Raw genomic sequence first — 19,653 nt, 5'->3', positions numbered from 1 at the left:
ATGCGCTTAAGCGAACTGCCGCTCGGCCCGGCCGAGGTGCGCGGGCCGGACACGGTCGATGTCACCGGGGTGTCCCTGGACTCGCGCAGTGTGGCCCCGGGGTGGATGTACGCGGCCCTGCCCGGCGCGAACGTCCACGGTGCGGTCTTCGTCGCCGATCTCTTCACCGCGGGGGTGCGCTGCATCCTCACCGATTCCGCCGGGCTGGACATCATCGAGGCGGCCGGGGAGGTCCCCGCCGATGCCACCATCGTGTGCGTGGGGGATCCCCGGGCACGCCTGGGGGCGATCGCCGCGGCGGTCTACGGCACCGAACCAGGACGACCGACCCTGCTGGGCGTCACCGGGACCAATGGCAAGACCACGACGACCTTCCTGCTCGAGGCCCTGCTCGCCGCCATCGACGGACCGCGCACCACCGGGGTCATCGGGACCGTCGCCACCCGTATCGCAGGGGATTCCGTGCCCGCTGTGCGGACCACTCCGGAAGCTCCCGATCTGCACCGGCTGTTCGCCGACATGCGCAGCGCCGGTGTGCGCACCTGTGCGATGGAGGTCTCCTCCCACGCCCTGGTGCAGCACCGGGTCGACGGGGCGCACTTCGCAGTAGCAGGATTCACCAATCTGACTCAGGACCACCTCGACTTCCACAAGACGATGGAAGCCTACTTCGAGGCAAAGGCGCAGCTGTTCACCCCGGAATTCGCCGACCGCGGAGTGATCTACCTGGCCGACGCCTGGGCTCAGCGCCTGGCGGACACCGCGCCGATCCCGCTGCTCACGGTCTCGGCGGACCCGGATGACGCCCCCGATGTACTGCTGGTGGCCGGGACGGCGGGCCGGTTCGAACTCCACGGTGCGCCGTTCGAGCCAATCGGCGGGGTCCTGGCGGCACACAGCCCGCTGCCGGGGGACTTCAACACCGCGAACACCGCGCTGGCCCTGACGATGCTGGCCGCCTGCGGATGGCCGGTGGAGGAGTTGGCCCGGGTCGCTCCCACGTTCACCGCAACGGTCCCCGGCCGGATGGAGGTCATCCGGCAGCGCGGCCCGTTGGCCGTCGTCGACTACTCCCATACCCCCGATGCCCTGGTCAAGGCGCTCTCGGGTCTGCGGGCGGATCATCCGGAGGGCCCCCTGGTCATCGTGTGCGGTGCGGGCGGAGCGCGCGACCAGGGCAAGCGGCCCAAAATGGGTGCCGCAGCCGCACAATATGCGGATGTGGTGATCATCACCGATGACAATCCCCGCACGGAGGACCCCTCCGAGATCCGTGGCGCGGTTCGCGCCGGTGCCGAGGACTACGTGGCGTGCCACCCGGCGCGCACCGTTGAAATCCGCGAGATCGCGGACCGCCGGGCCGCCATCCTAGCCGGGGTGGAGGCAGCCGGAACCGCCGGAGCACTGCTGGTGGCGGGCAAGGGGCATGAGACCGGCCAAGAGGTCAACGGAGTGAAACATCACTTCGACGACCGTGAAGAGACCCGCAAGGCGCTGCCCAAGGCGAACTTGGGTACCGAACCGAGTATTGTTTTGAAGTGATATGAAGGAATTTTCTGCGCTCGAAATAGCAACCGCCATCGGCGGCCAACTGCACGCGATCGCCGGCTCGACCCCGCTGTCGGGCGGCGTCGTGACCGACTCGCGCGAGGTGACCCCCGGAGACATCTACGTGGCCCGCAAGGGGGAGAACGTCGACGGGATCGAATTCGCGCCCGCGGCCCGGACCGCCGGGGCGGCGCTCATCATCGCCGAGGCGATCCCCAGCGTCGACGGCGAGATCCTGCCCAGCATCGTCGTATCCGACGCCACCGAGGCGTTGGGCCGGCTGGCCGGGTACAACGTCACGGCGCTGCGGGAGGCCGGGGAGCTGACCGTCGTGGCGATCACCGGCAGCGCCGGCAAGACGACGGTCAAGGACTTGGTCGGTGACCTGCTCAGCGCACAGGGTGAGACGATCTGGCCGCCGAACTCCTTCAACAACGAGGTCGGGGTGCCGCTGACCGCGCTGCGCGCCACGCCCGATACGCGCTTCCTGGTCCTCGAGATGGGTGCCCGGTCGATCGGCAACCTCGCCTATCTGACCTCGTTGATCCGGCCCGATATCGCCGTGGAACTCAATGTGGGTTCGGCCCATGCCGGGGTCTTCGGCTCGATCGAGAACACGGCGCGGGCCAAGAGTGAACTCGTCGCCTCGCTGATCGCGGGTGGAACGGCCGTGCTCAATGCCGACGACCAGCGGGTCGCCGCCATGACCTCGGTGCTGGCCGAAGGGGTGGAGACCGCCTGGTTCTCCACCTCGGGGGTGACGGATAAGACCCCGTTGATTTGGGCGGAGGACGTCACCACCCACGCTTCGGGGCGTACCAGCTTCACCCTGCACCTACCGCAGGAGGAGCCCGCCGCGGTCGAATTGGCACTGTTGGGCTCCCACCACGTCGCCAATGCCCTGGCCGCCGCGAGTGTGGCGTGGCTGTGCGGCGTTGGCGCGCGGACCATCGTGTCCACCCTGTCCACCTCGGGCGCCGCCAGCCGCTGGCGGATGGAGCTCGTCGACAACCCCAACGGTGTCACGGTCCTCAACGACGCCTACAACGCGAACCCCGAATCCATGCGCGCGGCGTTGAAGACGCTGGCCGCGATGGGCAGGGGGGATGAGGACAACCCACCGCGGCGCACCATCGCGGTGCTCGGCGAAATGCTCGAGCTCGGTGACGAGTCGCGTCAAGCGCACTCGGACATCGGCGAGCTCGTCGTCCGGCTCAACATCTCGAAGACCATCGCCGTCGGCGATGGGGCCAAGCCGATCTACCAGTCGGCCAACCTCGAGGGCTCCTGGGGCTCGGAGGCAGCATGGGTTCCCACCGTCACGGAGGCCAGGGAAATGCTCCAGCACGAACTCAAGGCGGGGGACATCGTCTTGTTCAAATCATCGCGTGACGCCGGCCTGCGCTTCCTCGGCGATGAGATCTCGGGGGTGTCCGGCGCATGATCGCCGTAGTCGTGGCCAGCGTTCTGGCCTTCCTCTTCACGATCTTCGGGACCCCGGCGTTCATCCGGGTGCTCGTCAAACGCGGCTACGGTCAGTTCGTCCGCGATGACGGTCCCAAGACCCACCTGGTCAAGCGCGGCACCCCGACCATGGGCGGGGTGGTGATCATCGCCTCGGCCGTGGTCGCCTACTTCCTGGCGCACCTCGTGACCATGTCCGCGCCCACGCCCTCGGGCATGTTGGTGCTGTGGCTGGCAGTCGGCCTGGCCGGCGTCGGCTTCCTCGACGACTACAAGAAGATCGCGAAGAAGAACTCCCTGGGCCTGAGTCCGAAGGCGAAGATCGCGGGGCAGGGCTTCGTCGGCATCACCTTCGCCATCGGCGCGCTGCTGTTCCCGAACGAATACGGCCGCACCCCCGCCTCGTCGGCCATCTCCTTCGTTCGCGATCTACCGATCGACCTGGCCTTCACCGGTGCGGCGATCGTGACCTTCATCCTGTTCATCCTGTGGGCCAACCTCATCGTCACGGCGGTGTCCAATGCCGTGAACCTGACCGATGGGCTCGACGGCCTGGCAGCCGGTTCGGCCGTCGTCGTCTTCCTGGGCTATGTCGTGATCAGTCTGTGGCAGTCGGTGAAGAACTGCGACCTGATGAGCCACGCCGAGGCCGGCTGCTACATCGTGCGCGATCCTCGCGACTTGGCGATGGTCGGTGCGGTCATGGCCGCCTCGTGCATCGGCTTCCTGTGGTGGAATGCCGCCCCTGCGAAGATCTTCATGGGCGATACCGGTTCCCTGGCCATCGGCGGTGCGATTGCGGGGTTGGCGGTCATGAGCCGCACCGAGATCCTGCTTGTCGTGATGGGCGGCCTGTTCGTCATCATCACCCTGTCGGTCATGCTCCAGGTCGGATCATACAAGCTCACGGGCAAACGGATCTTCCGGATGGCACCCCTGCAGCACCATTTCGAGCTCAAGGGCTGGGCCGAGGTGACGATCGTGATCCGCTTCTGGATCATCGCCGCCTGCTTCGTGGTGCTGGCCGTCGGGCTGTTCTACGCGGATTGGCTGGCTCGTTATGGCCGTTGAGCTGGTACCCGCGGGGGCGACTCCGGTGCCCTACCCCCTGGCCGAGCGGATCCCGGAGATCCTGGTGGGCCCGGATTCCGATCTCGACGGTCTGCGCGTCGTCGTCACGGGGCTTGGCGTGTCGGGGTATCCGATGGCCGTTCACCTGGCGGAACGCGGCGCCCGCGTGATCGTCGTCGACGGCGACACCCAACGCGATCTGAGTGAGCACATCCGGATCCTGGAGGTCTTCGACGTCGATATCCGGCGCGGTGTCGAGCACACGCGGACTCTGCCGGACTTCGACGGGCTCCCGCCTCAGCTGGTCTGCACCTCCCCGGGGTGGCGGCCCGATCAGCCGCTGTTGCTGGCGGCGCGCGCCGCCGGTGTCCCCGTGATCGGCGAGGTCGAGCTGGCCTGGCGGGTGCGCGGTGCGAACCAGGCGCCGTGGCTGGTCGTCACCGGCACCAACGGCAAGACCACGACCACGAGCCTGCTGGCCGCGATGCTGACCGCCGGGGGCTGCGAGGCCCGGGCCTGTGGCAATATCGGGGCGCCCCTGCTCGAAGCGGTCCTCGACCCGACCGCCGAGGTCCTGGCGATCGAACTCTCGAGCTTCCAACTGCACTGGGAACACTCCATGTGCGCGCATTCGGCGGTGGTGCTCAATCTTGCCGAGGACCACCTCGACTGGCACGGTGGCCTGGCCGCCTACGGCGCCGATAAGGCCAAGGTCTATGCCAATGTGGGCCACACCGCCGTCTACAACACCGCCGATCCGGCCACCCTGCACATGGTCGAGCAGGCCGAGGTGCTGCCCGGTGCCAGGGCGGTGGGCTTCACCGTCGGGGCACCCCTGGTCGGCCAGATAGGTCTGATCGAGGACATCCTCGTCGACCGGGCATTCACCCCGCACCGCTATTCGGCCGCAGCCGAGCTGGCAACGCTCGACGACGTGTCGGTGGCCCTCGGGGTCCCGGCCGACCATCTGGCACCGCACCATGTGGCCAATGTAGCGGCCGCCGCCGCATTGGCCCGCTCGTTCGGCGTCGAGCCCGCGGCCGTACGCGCCGGCCTGCTGGCCCACCATCCGGGGGACCACCGTGGCACCGTTGTGGGTACCGTCGACGGTGTGGCATTCATCGATGACTCGAAGGCGACCAATCCGCACGCGGCGGCCGCCGACCTCGCTGCGCGCGAGCGTCTGGTGTGGGTCGCCGGGGGACTGGCCAAGGGCGCGGACATGCACGACCTGGTGGCCGAGCACGCGGCCAGGCTGGCCGGCGTGGTGCTGATCGGCCGCGATCCGGCGCCCTTCGCCTCGGCCCTGGCCGAGAACGCACCCCGGGTCCCGGTCGTGCGCATCGATCCGGCGTCCCTGCCGGCGGATCCCGCGGATCCGGCCGCCAGGGGAACAGAGGTGATGCGCGCCGCCGTGCGCGCGGGCGCACAACTGGCAGGGCCCGGAATACCCGTCGTGCTGGCGCCGGCGGCGGCGAGTATGGACCAGTTCCTGAACTATGCGACCCGCGGCGACCTGTTCGCCGCAGCCGTGCGGGACCTGGAGGACTGAGCGGTGGCCTCCGGCACCCGTACTACGGCCCGGGGCACCGGTTCGGATTCGGCCCTGCGCCGTTTTATGAACCGGGCCCGGGTCGTCCTCGACCTGCCCCTGGCCACGTATTACATCCTGTTGCTCTCCGTGGTGACGCTGACCGGCTTGGGCCTGGTGATGGTGCTCTCGGCTTCGTCGATCAGCTTCTACGATGGCCGGGAGATCTCCTCGTTCTCCCTGTTCTTCAAACAGGCGGGATTCGCAGCAGGCGGCTTCGCGCTGCTCTTCCTCGCCTCCCGCCTGCCCAGCCGCTTCTTCTCCGCCGCAGCGCCCATTCTGCTGGTGGCCGCACTGGCCTTCCAGGCCCTACCGCTGATCCCAGCGCTGGGAGCCAGCGTGGGCGGAAACACCGGTTGGATCCGGATCGGCCCGCTGCAGGCGCAGCCCGTCGAGATCTCGAAACTCGCCATGGCCCTGTTCCTCGGACACTTCATGGCCGATCCCAAACGCGATTTCTACCGCTTCGGCCATGTGCTCCCGGGATTTGCCGCGCTGGCTGCGATGGTGGCCATCGTCTTGGCCGGAAAGGACCTTGGGTCCTGCATGATCCTGCTCGCGGTGATCCTGGCGACCCTGTTCGTCGGCGGTCTGCCCTGGCGCTGGCTGACCTCGCTGGTGAGCATCGCAGGGGTCCTGGTCGCCGTGTACGTCGTCGCCAACGACAACCGGCTGGGCCGGATCGAAGCCCTGTTCGCGCGGGGTTCGGGCGCCACCGACGCCGATTCGCAGTTCAGCCAGCACTGGCAGACCGACCACGGTCTCTACGCCCTGGCCTCCGGTGGCTGGTTCGGCACGGGTCTGGGCGGCAGCAGGGAGAAGTGGTCGTGGCTGCCAGAGGCGCACAACGACTTCATCTTCGCGATCATCGGCGAGGAGCTGGGTTTCTTCGGCTCCCTCATCGTGCTCCTGCTGTTCGCCCTGCTGGCCTATGGCTGCGTGAGACTGATCCTGCGCTCAACCGATCGCTTCGTCCAGGCCGCCACCGGTGGCATCTTCATGTGGTTCCTGGGACAGGCGGCGGTCAACCTGCTGGTCGTCACCGGTGTACTGCCCGTCATCGGCGTGCCACTGCCCTTCGTGTCATATGGCGGGTCCTCCCTCATCTCCACCCTGTTGGCCAGCGGTATCCTGCTGTCCTTCGCCCGCGCGGAACCCGGCGCAGCCGATGCGCTGCGCGCCCAGGGCACGCGCCTGCGTGCCTCCCTGTCGTTCTTCGCCCGTACCCCAGCCAGAAAGAAGTGATCTGACAATCGTGGTCTCAGTCCTGTTCGCCGGTGGCGGCACCACCGGCCATATCTCGCCCATGCTCGCAATAGCCAGGGAGCTGGTGCGGCGTGTGCCCAACGCCTCCGTGACCATGCTCGGCACCCCGGAGGGTTTGGAGACCCGCCTGGTCCCGCAGGCCGGATTCCCGCTGGAGACCATCGAGAAGGTGCCCGCGCCGCGCAAGCTCGGCGGTGCTGCGCTGCGCTTCCCGAAGCGCTTCAGCCACGCTGTGAAATCGGTCATCGGCATCATCGATGCGAACGATGTCGACGTGGTCGTCGGTGTGGGCGGCTACGTCGCCACACCCGCCTATCTGGCCGCCCGCAAACGTCACCTGCCGATCGTCATCCACGAGGCCAACGCGGTTCCCGGAATGGCCAACAAACTGGGGGCGAAGTTGACGGATTCGGCCAATATCGGCTTCACCTTCCCCGGCACACCCCTGGCCGGGCACGCCGTCGGCATGCCGATGCGCCCGGAGATCGAGGCCGCCGACAGGCATGAGTCGGCGGCCGTGGCAGAGGCCCGTACCCGCCTGGGCCTGCGTCCCGACCTGCCCACCGTCGTCATCACGGGCGGGTCCCTGGGAGCGGCGGCCATCAACGAGGCATGCGCTGCGGCCCACGCGTCCTTCACCGCAGCCGGGCTGCAGGTCCTGCACGTGACGGGAGCCGGCAAGGGCGAAGCGGTGCGCGCCGCGGCCGCCGGCGACCCCGCCTACCATGTCGTGGACTATGTCGATGGAATGGAGAACGCCTACTTGGCGGCCTCATTGATCGTGTGTAGATCCGGCGCGGGAACAGTGGCCGAGGTCACCACCGTCGGACTGCCCGCCGTCTACGTACCGCTGCCAATCGGCAACGGCGAGCAGGCGAAGAACGCCGCCGGACCGGTGGCAGCGGGCGGGGCGAGGCTGATCGACAACAGTGCCTTCAACGAGGATTTCGTCCGTGACGCAGTGGTGCCCCTGGCAGCCGATTCCGCCGCCCTGGCAGGGATGGAGGCCGCACTGGCGGCCATGGACTTCCCACGGCACGCGGACCGTGCCATGGTCGCGACCATCGCCCGTACCGCGGGCCTGACACTCGAAGGAGACGCATGAACCATGCACTCGACGTCGATCAGAATCAGGGGCCGGTGATTCCGGCCGAAGACCTGGGCCGGGTGCACTTCATCGGAATCGGCGGGGCCGGCATGTCCGGCATCGCCCGGGTCATGCTCGACCGCGGCATCACCGTCTCCGGCTCTGACGCTAAGGACTCATCCGTTGTCGCCGCTCTGCGCGCGCAGGGGGCGACCGTCTACATCGGCCATGCCGCCGAGCACATCGCCGGCGCGGACACAGTCGTCGTGTCCACGGCCATCCGCGAGTCGAACCCGGAGCTGGCGGCAGCCCGTGCCGCGGGTATCCGGGTCGTCCACCGGTCCCGGGCCCTGGCCGGTCTGATGGTGGGCAGGCGGGCCGTCGCGATCGCAGGGACGCACGGCAAGACCACCACGACCTCGATGACCACGGTGGCCCTGCAGTCGGCAGGGGCGGACCCGTCCTTCGTCATCGGCGGTGTGCTCAGCGCGACCGGGACGAACGCGCACGCCGGCTCGGGCGATGTGTTCGTGGCAGAAGCCGACGAATCCGACGGCTCGTTCCTGCTCTACGACCCGGTGATCGGGGTGATCACGAACGCCGAACCAGATCACCTGGACTTCTACGGCAGTTGGGAGAGGGTACGGGCGGCGTTCGTGGAGTTCTCCGCCAACGTCACGGCCGATTCCGGGGTGCTCATCGCCTGCGCCGACGATCCCGGCGCGGCCGGGATCGCAGAGGCCGCGGCCGCGGCCGGCGGCCGGGTCGTCACCTACGGACAGTCCGAGCACGCCTCGGCCCGGGTGGTCGAGCTGAGTCACGATGCGCAGGGCGCTACTTTCTCGGTGGCCTACGGCGGGCGGGTTCTCGGGCCCGTCTCCCTGGGCCAGCCGGGTCTGCACAATGTGCTCAACGCGACGGCGGCGCTCCTCGTGGCAGTCGAACTGGGGCTCGATGACGAACGCGCAGAAGCCGGCCTGATGGGCTTCTCGGGGACCCGACGGCGATTCGATCTGCGGGGAACCGCGAACGGCGTACGGGTTTTCGACGACTACGCCCACCACCCGACCGAACTGACCGCGGTATTGCGGGCGGCCAGGGAGATCGTCGCCGAGGACCGGCAAGTGCACGTGATCTTCCAGCCCCACCTGTTCAGCCGGACACGGGCCTTCAAACACGAGTTCGGCCAGGCCCTGGGCCTGGCCGACGATGTGGCGGTACTCGACGTCTATCCCGCACGTGAGGATCCGATCCCCGGGGTGACCGGTGACCTCATCGCCGCCGAGGTCCCCCTGCCGGAGGACAAGGTGGCCTTTCTGCCGGCTTTCCGCGACGCCGTTCCCTATATGGCCGGCAGGGTCCGTCCCGGGGACATCGTCATCACCGCCGGGGCCGGTGATGTCACCATGCTGGGGCCCGAGCTGTTGGTGGCACTGGGCACGGGCGAGTCGGTACCGAGCCGGGCCGCGACGGAGTCCTGACCCCGATGGGCCAGGGCAATGAGACTGCCGATCTCACCGAGGTCATCGCCACCCGCAGGGCCAGGCGGTCCCGTCCGTGGTGGATTACGGGCACAGTGCTCGTCGTCGTGCTCGGCTGCGGTCTGCTGGGCTGGTTCACCCCGGCGCTGGCGCTGCAGTCGGTCACGGTCACGGGCGCCAGTCTGACGGACGCGGGGGCGGTCGAGCAGGCGGTACTCCAGGACCATCGGGGAACGCCGTTGCCGCGCCTGCGCCTGGGTGCAATATCCGCGCAGCTGCACGAGCGGTTTCCCAAAACGTCCGAAGTGCGCCTGCGCTGGTCGGGCCCGCGCAGTCTGACGGTCGTCATCGTCGACCGGCAGCCCGCGCTGGCAGTGGCCCAGGGCAAACGGTGGCAGCGCTTCGACGAGTCCGGCAACGCCATCGACACGGTGAACCGGAAACCGGAACTGCCGCTCCTGCAGGCCGAGGGCACGGCGCCGGCGGAGAGCGTGCGCTCGGCCGTCGAACTCATCACCGGCCTGGACGACGCAGCGGCGCAGCGGGTGCGCACGATCCGTACGGATCGCTCGGGCACTCTATCGATCGTCTACGCCGCGACGGGGGAGGAACTGGCAGACCGCAGCACCTCGGCCACCGCGTCCGCCGCGCCTTCGGCCACACAGACCCAGCGGGCCCAGCCCGGGCGAGATGTCACGATCGTATTCGGGACCTCCGCGGATGTGCAGCGGAAGTTCCGCATCGCCCGCGCCCTCCTGCCAACGGGGGCGCAGCGGATCGACGTGAGCCTGCCCGAGAGACCAGTGACCGGCTGAACCCGCGGCATCCAGCCTCCGGGCGCGTCGGCGGCGGCGGGCGCGACGTTATAACCTGGGGCGGAAACGATTAAAGCGCCGCGACACTCCGGGCAGGTTCTTGCACCGGTGCGTCGGACACAATAACGTCATGGCAAAGGCCGTATCCCGGACGTCCCGCCCGTTGAACAGGTCTGCCGGACACTAGAGCATCGAAAGAGGAACCGACTTGGCTGAATTCCCGCAATCCGGAGCCGACATCAAGGTCGCCGGTACCGGCGGCGGTGGTGTGAACGCGGTCCAGCGCATGATCGAGGTCGGTCTGCGTGGAGTCGAGTTCATCGCCATCAACACCGATGCCCAGGCGTTGCTGCTATCGGAAGCTGACACCAAACTGGAGATCGGCCGCGATCTGACCCGCGGTCTGGGCGCCGGTGCCGACCCGGAGATCGGCCGGAAGGCCGCCGAGGACTCCGAAGACGCGATCAAGGAAGCGCTCGACGGTGCGGATATGGTCTTCGTCACCGCCGGTGAGGGCGGTGGTACCGGGACCGGTGCGGCCCCGGTGGTCGCCAGGATCGCGAAGTCCCTGGGCGCGCTGACGATCGGCGTGGTGACGCGACCGTTCACCTTCGAGGGCCGGCGCCGGTCGGCGCAGGCGGAATCGGGTATCGCCGCGCTGCGCGAAGAAGTCGATACCCTCATCGTCATCCCCAACGACCGTCTGTTGTCGATCTCGGATCGCAATGTCACGGTAATGGAGGCGTTCCAGTCCGCCGACGAGGTCCTACGCTCCGGTGTCCAGGGCATCACCGATCTGATCTCCACCCCCGGGATGATCAACCTGGACTTCGCCGATGTGAAGTCCGTGATGCAGGGCGCCGGTACCGCGTTGATGGGCATCGGTTCCGCAGTCGGCGACGACCGGGCGGTGCAGGCCGCGGAGTCCGCGATCGCATCGCCTCTGCTGGAGGCCAGCATCGAGGGTGCGCACGGGGTGCTGTTGTCGATCCAGGGTGGACCGGATCTGGGTCTGTTCGAGGTCAACGAGGCCGCTCGCCTGGTGCAGGAGGCAGCCCACCCGGAGGCCAATATCATCTTCGGTACGGTCATCGACCCGAACCTCGGCGACGAATGCCGGATCACGGTGATCGCAGCCGGCTTCGACAACAACGACAACACCATCAAATCGGTCCCGGCCGAACCCGCGGTTTCGACACCGGCGCCCGAGCCCAAGCAGTCCGCCGACACCGGGGCCGAACAGATCGCCCCTGTGACTCCGTTGCCGCAGCGCCAGCCTGCCGATGTGCCGGTCGAATTGCCGGAGGAACAGCGTACCTACAACGGGCGCGACGACATCGACGTGCCCGACTTCCTCAAGTAGGAGCGCGCGATGCTCGGTGGCAGGTTCGTGATTCCGGGGCGGTCGGTGGACGCACATGTGGCGTTCACCGACCGCCGCGGCGGTTTCAGCGAGGGCCCCTTTAGCAGCTTCAATCTGGCCCGGCACGTCGGAGACGTCGATTCGGCTGTGACGGCCAATCGGGCGGCTCTGGGGTCCGTGCTGGGGCTGCAGGCGGATCGGCTGAGCTTTACCTCACAGGTTCACGGCACCCGGGTCCACATGGTGGACCTCGACTCGTCAAGTGCCTCGGTGCCGGCCACGGTGGTCGAGGCCGACGCCCAGGTCACCGGTGAGGAACGGGTGGGCCTGGTCGTGATGGTCGCCGACTGCACCCCGGTGGTCCTGGCCGATCCCGACGCGGGCCTGGTGGCCGTAGCACATGCGGGACGGCGGGGCATGGCGGACGGAGTGGTCGGAGCGGTCCTCGAGGCCATGGAGCGCCGTGGCGCCACCCGGGTCTCGGCCATCGTCGGTCCGTCGATTTGTGGGCGCTGCTACGAGGTGCCCGACGAGCTGCGTCATGAGGTCGCCGCGCTCCATCCCGTGGCAGGGGCCATCACCTGGTCGGGCACCCCCGCACTCGATGTCTCCGCAGGAGTGGTCTCCCAGCTGGCGGACCGCGGGGTGCGCATCGTCCATTGGGACCGCAGCTGCACCTTCGAGGACCCGGATCTGTTCTCGTATCGCAGGGATGGCGCCACCGGCCGATTCGCCGGAATCGGCTGGCTGGCACCCCACCCGGATTGAGTCCGCGGTTGGCACACCTTGCGACACGCCTACGGATTACCGGGGCGTGTCGTTTGCATTGGGATAGTTTCGTAGGTGACAGCAGGGGGCCGAAGGGCCCGGTGGAGATCAGGAGAAAGCTATGTCTGCCTTCAAGAAGATCGGCAACTACTTCGGATTCGGTGAAGAGGGGTATGAGCAGGATGACGCCTACACTCCACGCGACCGCGACTACGATGAGCCGGCCTACGAATCGGGACCGCCGGAGGACGAACTGATGGACGAACCCCAGATCGATGCGGCGGTCACCCCGATTCGCGCCTCGATGCGACCCGTGGAGACGACACCCGTGGAACCCGTACACCGGATTCAGACCATTCATCCCCGCAGCTACAACGACGCCGTTGCCATCGGCGAGGCCTTCCGCGCGGGGATCCCCGTGATCATCAACCTCAGCGCCATGGACGATGTGAACTCCAAGCGCCTTGTCGACTTCGCGGCCGGACTGACCTTCGGCCTGCACGGTAATCTCGAGAAGGTGACGACCTCAGTGTTCCTTCTCACGCCCGAGGACTACGAGGTGGCCAACGGTACGGAGCCCGAACGGGAGCAGAAGGGTTTCTTCAACCAGAGCTGAGAGTTTCGTCTCCACCGCTGACCGACCGGCAGGCTACCATGGGGTGGTCTGCCGGTCGCTGTATGACCGGTGGCGAGAACTACGACGGAAGGCGTCATAACACGTGGGCATCGTCCTCTACATCCTGGGTTTCGCACTCAATCTCTACGGGTTCGTTCTGCTGGCCCGTGTCGTCATCGACCTGATCCAGGTCTTCGCCCGTGATTGGCGGCCGAGGGGCTTCCTGCTGGTGGTCTGCGAACTCGTCTATTCCCTGACTGATCCGCCCATCAATCTGCTGCGCAGGATCATCCCCCCGCTGCGGTTGGGCACCGTCGCCCTTGACCTGGGCTTCATCGTCCTGTATATGGTTGTGCAATTCCTCTCCGCGCTGCTGCTCAATGCGGGCCGGGCCATGATCGCCCTGGGCTGAAGTTCTCAGCGTTCTGTGCCTATGATGGACTCGTTGCAGGACCGCTGCTTCACGTCGTTTAATGTGATTGGCTGCAAGACAAGAACAACGGTCGTGCTGTACAGTGATGAAATTGTTAGGCATCTGCACTGACGTGCAGGGCAGTGGACTATTACTCAACCGAAGGTGGCCTCATGGCGCTTACGCCTGAAGACGTAGTGAACAAGCGGTTCCAGCACGTCAAGTTCCGCGAAGGATACGACCAGGACGAGGTCGACGATTTCCTCGACGAGGTCGTCGTCGAACTGCGTCGGCTCTATCAGGAGAACGACTCGCTGCGGCAGAAGCTCTCGGAAGCCGAGGCCAAGGCAGCCGAGCTCCAGAAGGACGGCGGAAAGGCCGCAGCGGCGCCTGCTGCGCCCAAGGTTGAGGATCCGCAGGCGACACAGGCGATGCCCGCGGCCAAGCCCGTCGAAGAGCCGAAGAAGGAAGCCGCACCGGCTTCGCCGGTCGTGGCCCCGCAGGCCCCGGCGGCGGCTCCAGCGGCCACGGCCCCGGCCAAGCCGGCTCCGGAACCGGCCAAGGAGGCCAAGGAGGAGCCGAAGGAAGAGGCCAAGTCGCAGCCTGCCAAGGCGGCAGAACCGAAGCAGGCAGAGGCTCCTGCACCGGCGGCGAACGCCGGCGGCGATGCAGCCGGGCTCATCGCACTGGCGCAGAAGGTCCACGACGAGCATGTGGCAGAGGGTAAGAAGACCCGTGACAAGCTCATCGCGGATGCTAAGACGGAGGCCTCCGGCATCGTCACGGCCGCGGAGAAGAAGCGCGACGATACGCTCAACCAGCTGGAGACCCAGAAGTCGAACCTCGAACGTGAGCTCGACGTGCTGCAGAACTTCGAGCGCCAGTACCGGACGCGTTTGAAGAGCTACCTGAGCGATCAGCTACGCGAACTGGAGAACTCCAGCTCCCTGGCCCCGGAGACCCTGGGCCAGGCGGGTAACGCAAAGCACTCGCTCTGACCTGTTCCAGGTTCTGGTTCGCAGGCGGGGCCGTCCTTCCCGAGGGAGGGGCGGCCCCGCCTGTATGGTTCACGGGGAGCGCACCGGTAGACTTGGGTGAGTGGTGGTAGACAAACAAGACGGCGCCCGGATCGGGCGTCCACGGATCTGGCTGTTCGCGGTGGCCCTGCTGGTGGTGCTGGCCGACCAGGCGACGAAGGCCCTGGCCGTCGCATTCCTGGCGGGGCGACCCAGAGTGCCGGTGCTCGGCGATCTGGCCGGGCTGACGTTCCTGCGCAACCCGGGTGCGGCACTGGGGCTGGGTTCGAACACGACCTGGCTGTTCGCGGTCATTGCGATCATCGTGTTCGCGGCCATCCTCATCTCGGTCCGCCGCCTGCGCTCGGTCACGTGGGGCGCGGGCCTGGGCCTGTTGTTGGGCGGACTGGTCGGTAATCTGATCGATCGGCTGTTCCGCGCACCCGGTGTCTTCCACGGGGCCGTCGTGGATTTCATCGATCTGTACTTCTTCGTGTGCAATGTCGCCGATATCGCCATCACGGGGGCAGCGGTCCTCATCATCATCGCGAGTCTCAAGGGGATCCCGTTCGGGGTCGCCACGCACTCCGATCACGCGCAGCAGGAGGTAGATCCGGTATGACGGAACGTTCTTTTCTGGTCCCCGACGGACTCGAGGGGGAGCGCGTCGATGCGGCTCTGAGCCGCCTGTTGGGGTTGTCCCGGACCGCGGTCGCCCAGATCGCACAGGCCGGGGGGATCGTCGTCGATGGCCGCCCTGCGGGCAAGTCGGACCGGCTGAGCTCCGGGGTGCGCATCGACGTGGAACTGCCAGAACCGAAGCCGGCCCCGCGCATTGTGGCCGAGCCGGTTCCGGGCATGCGGGTGATCTACGACGATGACGCCTTCGTCGTCGTCGACAAACCGGTGGGCGTCGCGGCACATGCTGCAGCCGGTTGGCACGGTCCCACCGTGATCGGCGGCTTGGCCGCCGCGGGATACCACATCGCCACCTCGGGTGCGCCCGAACGACAGGGGATCGTGCACCGACTCGACGTCGGGACCTCGGGTGTGATGGTCGTGGCCAAGGGCGAACACGCCTATTCCGTGCTCAAACACGCCTTCAAGGAGCGCACGGTCTCGAAGACCTACCATGCGCTGGTCCAGGGGCTGCCCGATCCGGTGATCGGCACGATCGAGGCCCCGATCGGGCGCAATCCGCGGCGCGACGGGCTCTATGCGGTGCGCACTGACGGCAAGCATGCGGTGACCCACTATGAACTGTTGGAGGCCTTTCGCTCTGCGAGCCTGCTCGAAGTGCACCTGGAAACCGGTCGGACCCACCAGATCCGTGTGCACATGTCGGCGACCAAGCACCCGTGCTGTGGCGATCTGCCCTATGGGGCCGATCCGGTGTTGGCCGCCCGCCTGGGATTGAACCGCCAGTGGCTACACGCCGTCCGGCTCGGTTTCACCCACCCGGAGACCGGGGAGTGGGTCGAATTCGAAAGCGAATATCCCGCGGACCTGCGACACGCCCTCGACGTGCTGCGCGATCCGCGGGCCTGATTTCTGCGAGGGGAAAATGGCAGACGATTTCGTCCACCTGCACGTCCATACGGAATACTCCATGCTGGACGGGGCCGCCCGCCTGGGCGACCTGATGAAGGCCGCCAATGAAATGGGCATGAAGGCCATGGCGACCACCGACCACGGTTATCTGTTCGGTGCCTTCGACTTCTGGAAACAGGCGACGGCCGCCGGGATCAAACCGATCATCGGGGTTGAGGCCTATGTCACCCCCGGTACCGCGCGCGGGGACAAGACCCGTGTGAAATGGCGGACCGATGAGTCCCAGCGCGGCGATGACGTCTCCGGCGGCGGCGCGTACACCCATATGACGCTGCTGTCGAAGAACAACACGGGTATGCACAATCTGTTCAAGGCCTCATCCCTGGCCTCCTTGGATTCGGTGTTCGCCAAATGGCCCAGGATCGACCGCGAACTGCTCGACACCTACAGTGAGGGGCTGATCGCCACGACAGGCTGCCCCTCGGGTGAGGTGCAGACCCGCCTGCGCCTGGGCCAGTACGAGGAGGCGCGCAAGGCGGCCGGGACGTACAGGGAGATCTTCGGGGCGGAGAACTACTTCTGCGAGATCATGGACCACGGGATCTCGATTGAACGCCGCGTGATGGGCGATCTGATCCGCCTGGCCCGTGAGCTGGACCTGCCCCTGGTGGCCACGAACGATCTGCACTACACCCACGAATCCGACGCCAAGGCGCACGAGGCCCTGCTGGCGATCCAGTCGGGCTCCAAGCTGATCGAGCCGACCTATGACCAGGGCGGTTCGCGCTTCGCCTTCAACGGGTCGGGCTACTATCTGAAGTCTCCGGCGGAGATGCGCGCGCTGTTCAAGGATTTCCCCGAAGCCTGCGACAATACCCTGCGAATCGCTGAGATGTGCGAGGTGTCCTTCGACACCACCGCCAACTACATGCCGAAGTTCCCCTGCCCACCGGGTGAGGACGAGACCTCATGGTTGATCAAAGAGGTCGATAAGGGCATGCACTACCGATTCCCGGACGGTGTGCCCGAGGACGCCAGGAAACAGGCCGACTACGAACTCGACGTCATCATCCAGATGGGATTCCCCGGTTACTTCCTGGTAGTCGCGGACTTCATCAACTGGTCGAAGGACAACGGGATCAGGGTGGGACCCGGCCGCGGTTCCGGTGCCGGATCCATGGTCGCCTATGCGATGCGCATTACGGAGCTCAACCCGCTCGAGCACGGCCTGTTCTTCGAACGGTTCCTCAACCCCGATCGCATTTCGATGCCCGACTTCGACGTGGACTTCGACGATCGGCGGCGCACCGAGGCGATCGATTATGTGACCCGGCGCTACGGCGCGGATTACGTCGCCCAGATCGTGACCTTCGGTACGATCAAGACGAAACAGGCCCTCAAGGACTCGGCCCGGGTGTTGGGCAAGCCCTTCAGCCTGGGCGAACGCCTGACGAAGGCCCTGCCCCCGGCGGACCAGGCCAAAGACATCCCGCTGAAGAACATCATCACCCCGGACGCGCCGCGCTACAACGAGGCGGGGGAATTCCGGGAGCTGTTGGAGACCGAACCGGAGGCCCGCGAGGTCTTCGATACGGCGCTGGGCCTGGAGGGCCTGAAGCGGCAGTGGGGTGTGCACGCAGCGGGGGTCATCATGTCCTCGGCGCCCGTCGACAGTGTCATCCCGATCATGCGCCGCTTCCAGGACGGCCAGGTGATCACCCAGTTCGAATACCCGATCGCCGAGGGCCTGGGCCTGATCAAGATGGACTTCCTGGGGTTGCGCAACCTCACGATCATCTCCGACGCCCTGTCCAACATCAAGCTCAACAGGGATTTCGACCTCGATCTGGAACATCTGCCGCTGGACGACCGGCCCTCTTACGAGCTGCTGGGCCGTGGCGATACGATCGGGGTCTTCCAGCTCGACGGCGGCGGGCTGCAGGCCCTGCTGCGGCTGATGAAGCCGGACAACTTCGACGACATCTCGGCGACCATCGCCCTGTACCGGCCCGGCCCGATGGGTGCGGATTCGCATACGAACTTCGCCCTGCGCAAGAACGGGCGCCAGGAGATCACTCCGATCCATCCGGAACTGGAGGAAGCGCTCAAGGACATTCTGGCGGAGTCGCACGGTCTGATCATCTACCAGGAGCAGGTGATGCAGATTGCGCAGAGGGTGGCCGGCTATTCCCTGGGCCAGGCCGATCTGTTGCGCCGCGCCATGGGTAAGAAGAAGAAGTCGATTCTGGACAAGGAATTCGGCCCCTTCTCCGAGGGGATGAAGGAACACGGCTACTCGATGGAGGCGGTCCAGGCCCTGTGGGACATTCTGGTGCCGTTCAGCCAGTACGCCTTCAACAAGGCCCATTCTGCAGCCTATGGGCTGGTCTCGTACTGGACCGCCTACCTCAAGTGCCACTATCCGGCCGAGTACATGGCGGCCCTGTTGACGAGTGTGGGAGACAACAAGGACAAGCTGGCGCTGTATCTCAACGAGTGCCGCAAGATGCACATCACGGTGCTCCAGCCCGATGTCAACGAATCCCAGCAGAACTTCGCCGCAGTCGGCGAGGACATCCGCTTCGGGATGGGCGCGGTGCGCAATGTCGGCTCCCACGTCGTCGAGGGAATCCGCCAGGCACGTGAGGAGAAGGGCGCGTTCACCAGCTTCTCGGACTTCCTGGACAAGGTGCCGCAGAACGTGTGCAATAAGCGCACCATCGAATCGCTCATCAAAGCAGGTGGGTTCGACTCGCTGGGTCATACCCGCCGTTCGCTCGTGGAGATCCACGAAGAGGCCGTCGATTCCGTCATCGGAGTCAAACGGCAGGAGGCCGCCGGACAGTTCGATCTGTTCGCCGGCCTCGGTGACGATGACGAGGACGAGGCCAACGCCTTCAGCGTTCCGGTGCCCGACCGTCCGGAGTGGGACAAGAAGGAGAAGCTGGCGTTCGAACGCGAGATGATCGGCCTCTACGTCTCCGACCACCCGCTCAATGGGCTCGAGGGCGTGCTGAGCCAGGAGGCGGATCTGCCGATCGTCGATCTGATGAACCCGGAGAACCACCGGCCCGACGGCTCCACCGTCAAGGTCTGCGGGATGATCACGACCCTGCAACGCCGCGTTTCGAAGAACTCGGGCAAGCCCTATGCGATCGTCACCGTCGAAGACCTCGAGGCCTCGATCGACATCATGTTCTTCGGCGATGTCTACGAGCCGGTTGCCAGCCTGCTGCAAAACGACCTGGTCATCACCGTCACCGGCGTCATCAGGAAATCGGATGAGCGCCCAACGGAGCTCATGGCGCGCTCCATGACGATTCCCGATGTCACCGATCCGGCCGATCGGCCCCTGTACGTGTCACTGCCCTTGGAACGCTGCACCCCGCAACTGGTGGAGCGCCTGGGCGATGTGCTGCGCGCCAACTCCGGTCCCACCGAGGTGCTGTTGAACCTGACCCAGCCGGGGCGGCGCACCGTGATGAGGCTGGACCGATCGGTCAGGGTGACCCCCGGCCCCAGCCTGTTCGGGGACCTCAAAGCACTGCTCGGCCCCCGCTGTTTGAGCACCCACGGCGGCCAGGGCGCCGCATAGAAAGGTAGA

The 19,653-nt window shown here is 66.6% G+C and carries 16 protein-coding genes; all 16 read left to right on the top strand.

Annotated features, from left to right (window positions below):
• Window positions 1-1,542: a UDP-N-acetylmuramoyl-L-alanyl-D-glutamate--2,6-diaminopimelate ligase gene (locus tag NQ034_RS01260; protein ID WP_257046570.1), complete on the top strand. Its 1,542-nt coding sequence runs from the start codon at window positions 1-3 to the stop codon at window positions 1,540-1,542.
• Between the two features lies 1 nt (window position 1,543).
• Entirely contained in the window at window positions 1,544-2,992 is a 1,449-nt protein-coding gene (locus NQ034_RS01255; RefSeq protein ID WP_257046569.1) for a UDP-N-acetylmuramoyl-tripeptide--D-alanyl-D-alanine ligase, read from the top strand.
• Window positions 2,989-4,083, top strand: coding sequence for a phospho-N-acetylmuramoyl-pentapeptide-transferase (mraY, locus tag NQ034_RS01250; protein ID WP_257046568.1), 1,095 nt, complete (start codon window positions 2,989-2,991; stop codon window positions 4,081-4,083). The genes NQ034_RS01255 and mraY overlap by 4 nt, the downstream gene beginning before the upstream one ends.
• Entirely contained in the window at window positions 4,073-5,635 is a 1,563-nt protein-coding gene (murD, locus tag NQ034_RS01245) for a UDP-N-acetylmuramoyl-L-alanine--D-glutamate ligase (protein WP_257046567.1), read from the top strand. Before mraY ends, murD begins: the two co-directional genes overlap by 11 nt.
• 3 nt (window positions 5,636-5,638) lie before the next feature.
• On the top strand, window positions 5,639-6,919 hold the full coding sequence (locus NQ034_RS01240; RefSeq protein ID WP_257046566.1) for an FtsW/RodA/SpoVE family cell cycle protein: 1,281 nt from the start codon (window positions 5,639-5,641) through the stop codon (window positions 6,917-6,919).
• A gap of 10 nt (window positions 6,920-6,929) precedes the next feature.
• Entirely contained in the window at window positions 6,930-8,045 is a 1,116-nt protein-coding gene (locus tag NQ034_RS01235) for a UDP-N-acetylglucosamine--N-acetylmuramyl-(pentapeptide) pyrophosphoryl-undecaprenol N-acetylglucosamine transferase (protein WP_257046565.1), read from the top strand.
• Window positions 8,042-9,508: a UDP-N-acetylmuramate--L-alanine ligase gene (murC, locus tag NQ034_RS01230; RefSeq protein WP_257046564.1), complete on the top strand. Its 1,467-nt coding sequence runs from the start codon at window positions 8,042-8,044 to the stop codon at window positions 9,506-9,508. Before NQ034_RS01235 ends, murC begins: the two co-directional genes overlap by 4 nt.
• A gap of 5 nt (window positions 9,509-9,513) precedes the next feature.
• A complete protein-coding gene (locus NQ034_RS01225) occupies window positions 9,514-10,323 on the top strand; it encodes a hypothetical protein (protein WP_257046563.1) in 810 nt (269 codons plus the stop codon).
• Window positions 10,324-10,531: 208 nt separating this feature from the next.
• The gene (gene ftsZ, locus NQ034_RS01220) at window positions 10,532-11,686 is read left to right on the top strand and encodes a cell division protein FtsZ (RefSeq protein ID WP_257046562.1); all 1,155 of its coding nucleotides are present in this window, start codon (window positions 10,532-10,534) and stop codon (window positions 11,684-11,686) included.
• A 9-nt stretch (window positions 11,687-11,695) separates the two neighbouring features.
• Entirely contained in the window at window positions 11,696-12,454 is a 759-nt protein-coding gene (gene pgeF, locus NQ034_RS01215) for a peptidoglycan editing factor PgeF (protein ID WP_257046561.1), read from the top strand.
• A 121-nt stretch (window positions 12,455-12,575) separates the two neighbouring features.
• Window positions 12,576-13,070: a cell division protein SepF gene (locus tag NQ034_RS01210; RefSeq protein ID WP_257046560.1), complete on the top strand. Its 495-nt coding sequence runs from the start codon at window positions 12,576-12,578 to the stop codon at window positions 13,068-13,070.
• 103 nt (window positions 13,071-13,173) lie between these two features.
• Window positions 13,174-13,482: a YggT family protein gene (locus tag NQ034_RS01205; RefSeq protein ID WP_257046559.1), complete on the top strand. Its 309-nt coding sequence runs from the start codon at window positions 13,174-13,176 to the stop codon at window positions 13,480-13,482.
• A gap of 173 nt (window positions 13,483-13,655) precedes the next feature.
• The gene (locus NQ034_RS01200) at window positions 13,656-14,480 is read left to right on the top strand and encodes a DivIVA domain-containing protein (RefSeq protein WP_257046558.1); all 825 of its coding nucleotides are present in this window, start codon (window positions 13,656-13,658) and stop codon (window positions 14,478-14,480) included.
• Between the two features lie 100 nt (window positions 14,481-14,580).
• The gene (locus tag NQ034_RS01195; RefSeq protein WP_257046557.1) at window positions 14,581-15,120 is read left to right on the top strand and encodes a signal peptidase II; all 540 of its coding nucleotides are present in this window, start codon (window positions 14,581-14,583) and stop codon (window positions 15,118-15,120) included.
• Window positions 15,117-16,046, top strand: a complete 930-nt coding sequence (locus NQ034_RS01190) for an RluA family pseudouridine synthase (protein WP_257046556.1) — start codon at window positions 15,117-15,119, stop codon at window positions 16,044-16,046. The genes NQ034_RS01195 and NQ034_RS01190 overlap by 4 nt, the downstream gene beginning before the upstream one ends.
• Before the next feature lie 16 nt (window positions 16,047-16,062).
• Entirely contained in the window at window positions 16,063-19,644 is a 3,582-nt protein-coding gene (gene dnaE / locus NQ034_RS01185; protein ID WP_257046555.1) for a DNA polymerase III subunit alpha, read from the top strand.
• The last annotated feature ends 9 nt before the right edge of the window (window positions 19,645-19,653 follow it).

Origin of the sequence: Brevibacterium moorei (genome assembly GCF_024580735.1) — a bacterium.
In the GTDB taxonomy this organism is placed as follows: domain Bacteria; phylum Actinomycetota; class Actinomycetes; order Actinomycetales; family Brevibacteriaceae; genus Brevibacterium; species Brevibacterium moorei.
The sequence above is the reverse complement of the archived record's forward strand: the minus strand, read 5'-3'. Positions and strand labels throughout refer to the sequence as shown.

Bases quoted from the DNA above. Each gene is read 5' to 3' on its own strand.
- NQ034_RS01260 (WP_257046570.1), top strand. From the start codon at position 1: ATGCGCTTAAGCGAACTGCCGCTCGGCCCGGCCGAGGTGCGCGGGCCG.
- NQ034_RS01255 (WP_257046569.1), top strand. From the start codon at position 1,544: ATGAAGGAATTTTCTGCGCTCGAAATAGCAACCGCCATCGGCGGCCAA.
- mraY (WP_257046568.1), top strand. From the start codon at position 2,989: ATGATCGCCGTAGTCGTGGCCAGCGTTCTGGCCTTCCTCTTCACGATC.
- murD (WP_257046567.1), top strand. From the start codon at position 4,073: ATGGCCGTTGAGCTGGTACCCGCGGGGGCGACTCCGGTGCCCTACCCC.
- murC (WP_257046564.1), top strand. From the start codon at position 8,042: ATGAACCATGCACTCGACGTCGATCAGAATCAGGGGCCGGTGATTCCG.
- NQ034_RS01225 (WP_257046563.1), top strand. From the start codon at position 9,514: ATGGGCCAGGGCAATGAGACTGCCGATCTCACCGAGGTCATCGCCACC.
- pgeF (WP_257046561.1), top strand. From the start codon at position 11,696: ATGCTCGGTGGCAGGTTCGTGATTCCGGGGCGGTCGGTGGACGCACAT.
- NQ034_RS01210 (WP_257046560.1), top strand. From the start codon at position 12,576: ATGTCTGCCTTCAAGAAGATCGGCAACTACTTCGGATTCGGTGAAGAG.
- NQ034_RS01200 (WP_257046558.1), top strand. From the start codon at position 13,656: ATGGCGCTTACGCCTGAAGACGTAGTGAACAAGCGGTTCCAGCACGTC.
- NQ034_RS01190 (WP_257046556.1), top strand. From the start codon at position 15,117: ATGACGGAACGTTCTTTTCTGGTCCCCGACGGACTCGAGGGGGAGCGC.
- dnaE (WP_257046555.1), top strand. From the start codon at position 16,063: ATGGCAGACGATTTCGTCCACCTGCACGTCCATACGGAATACTCCATG.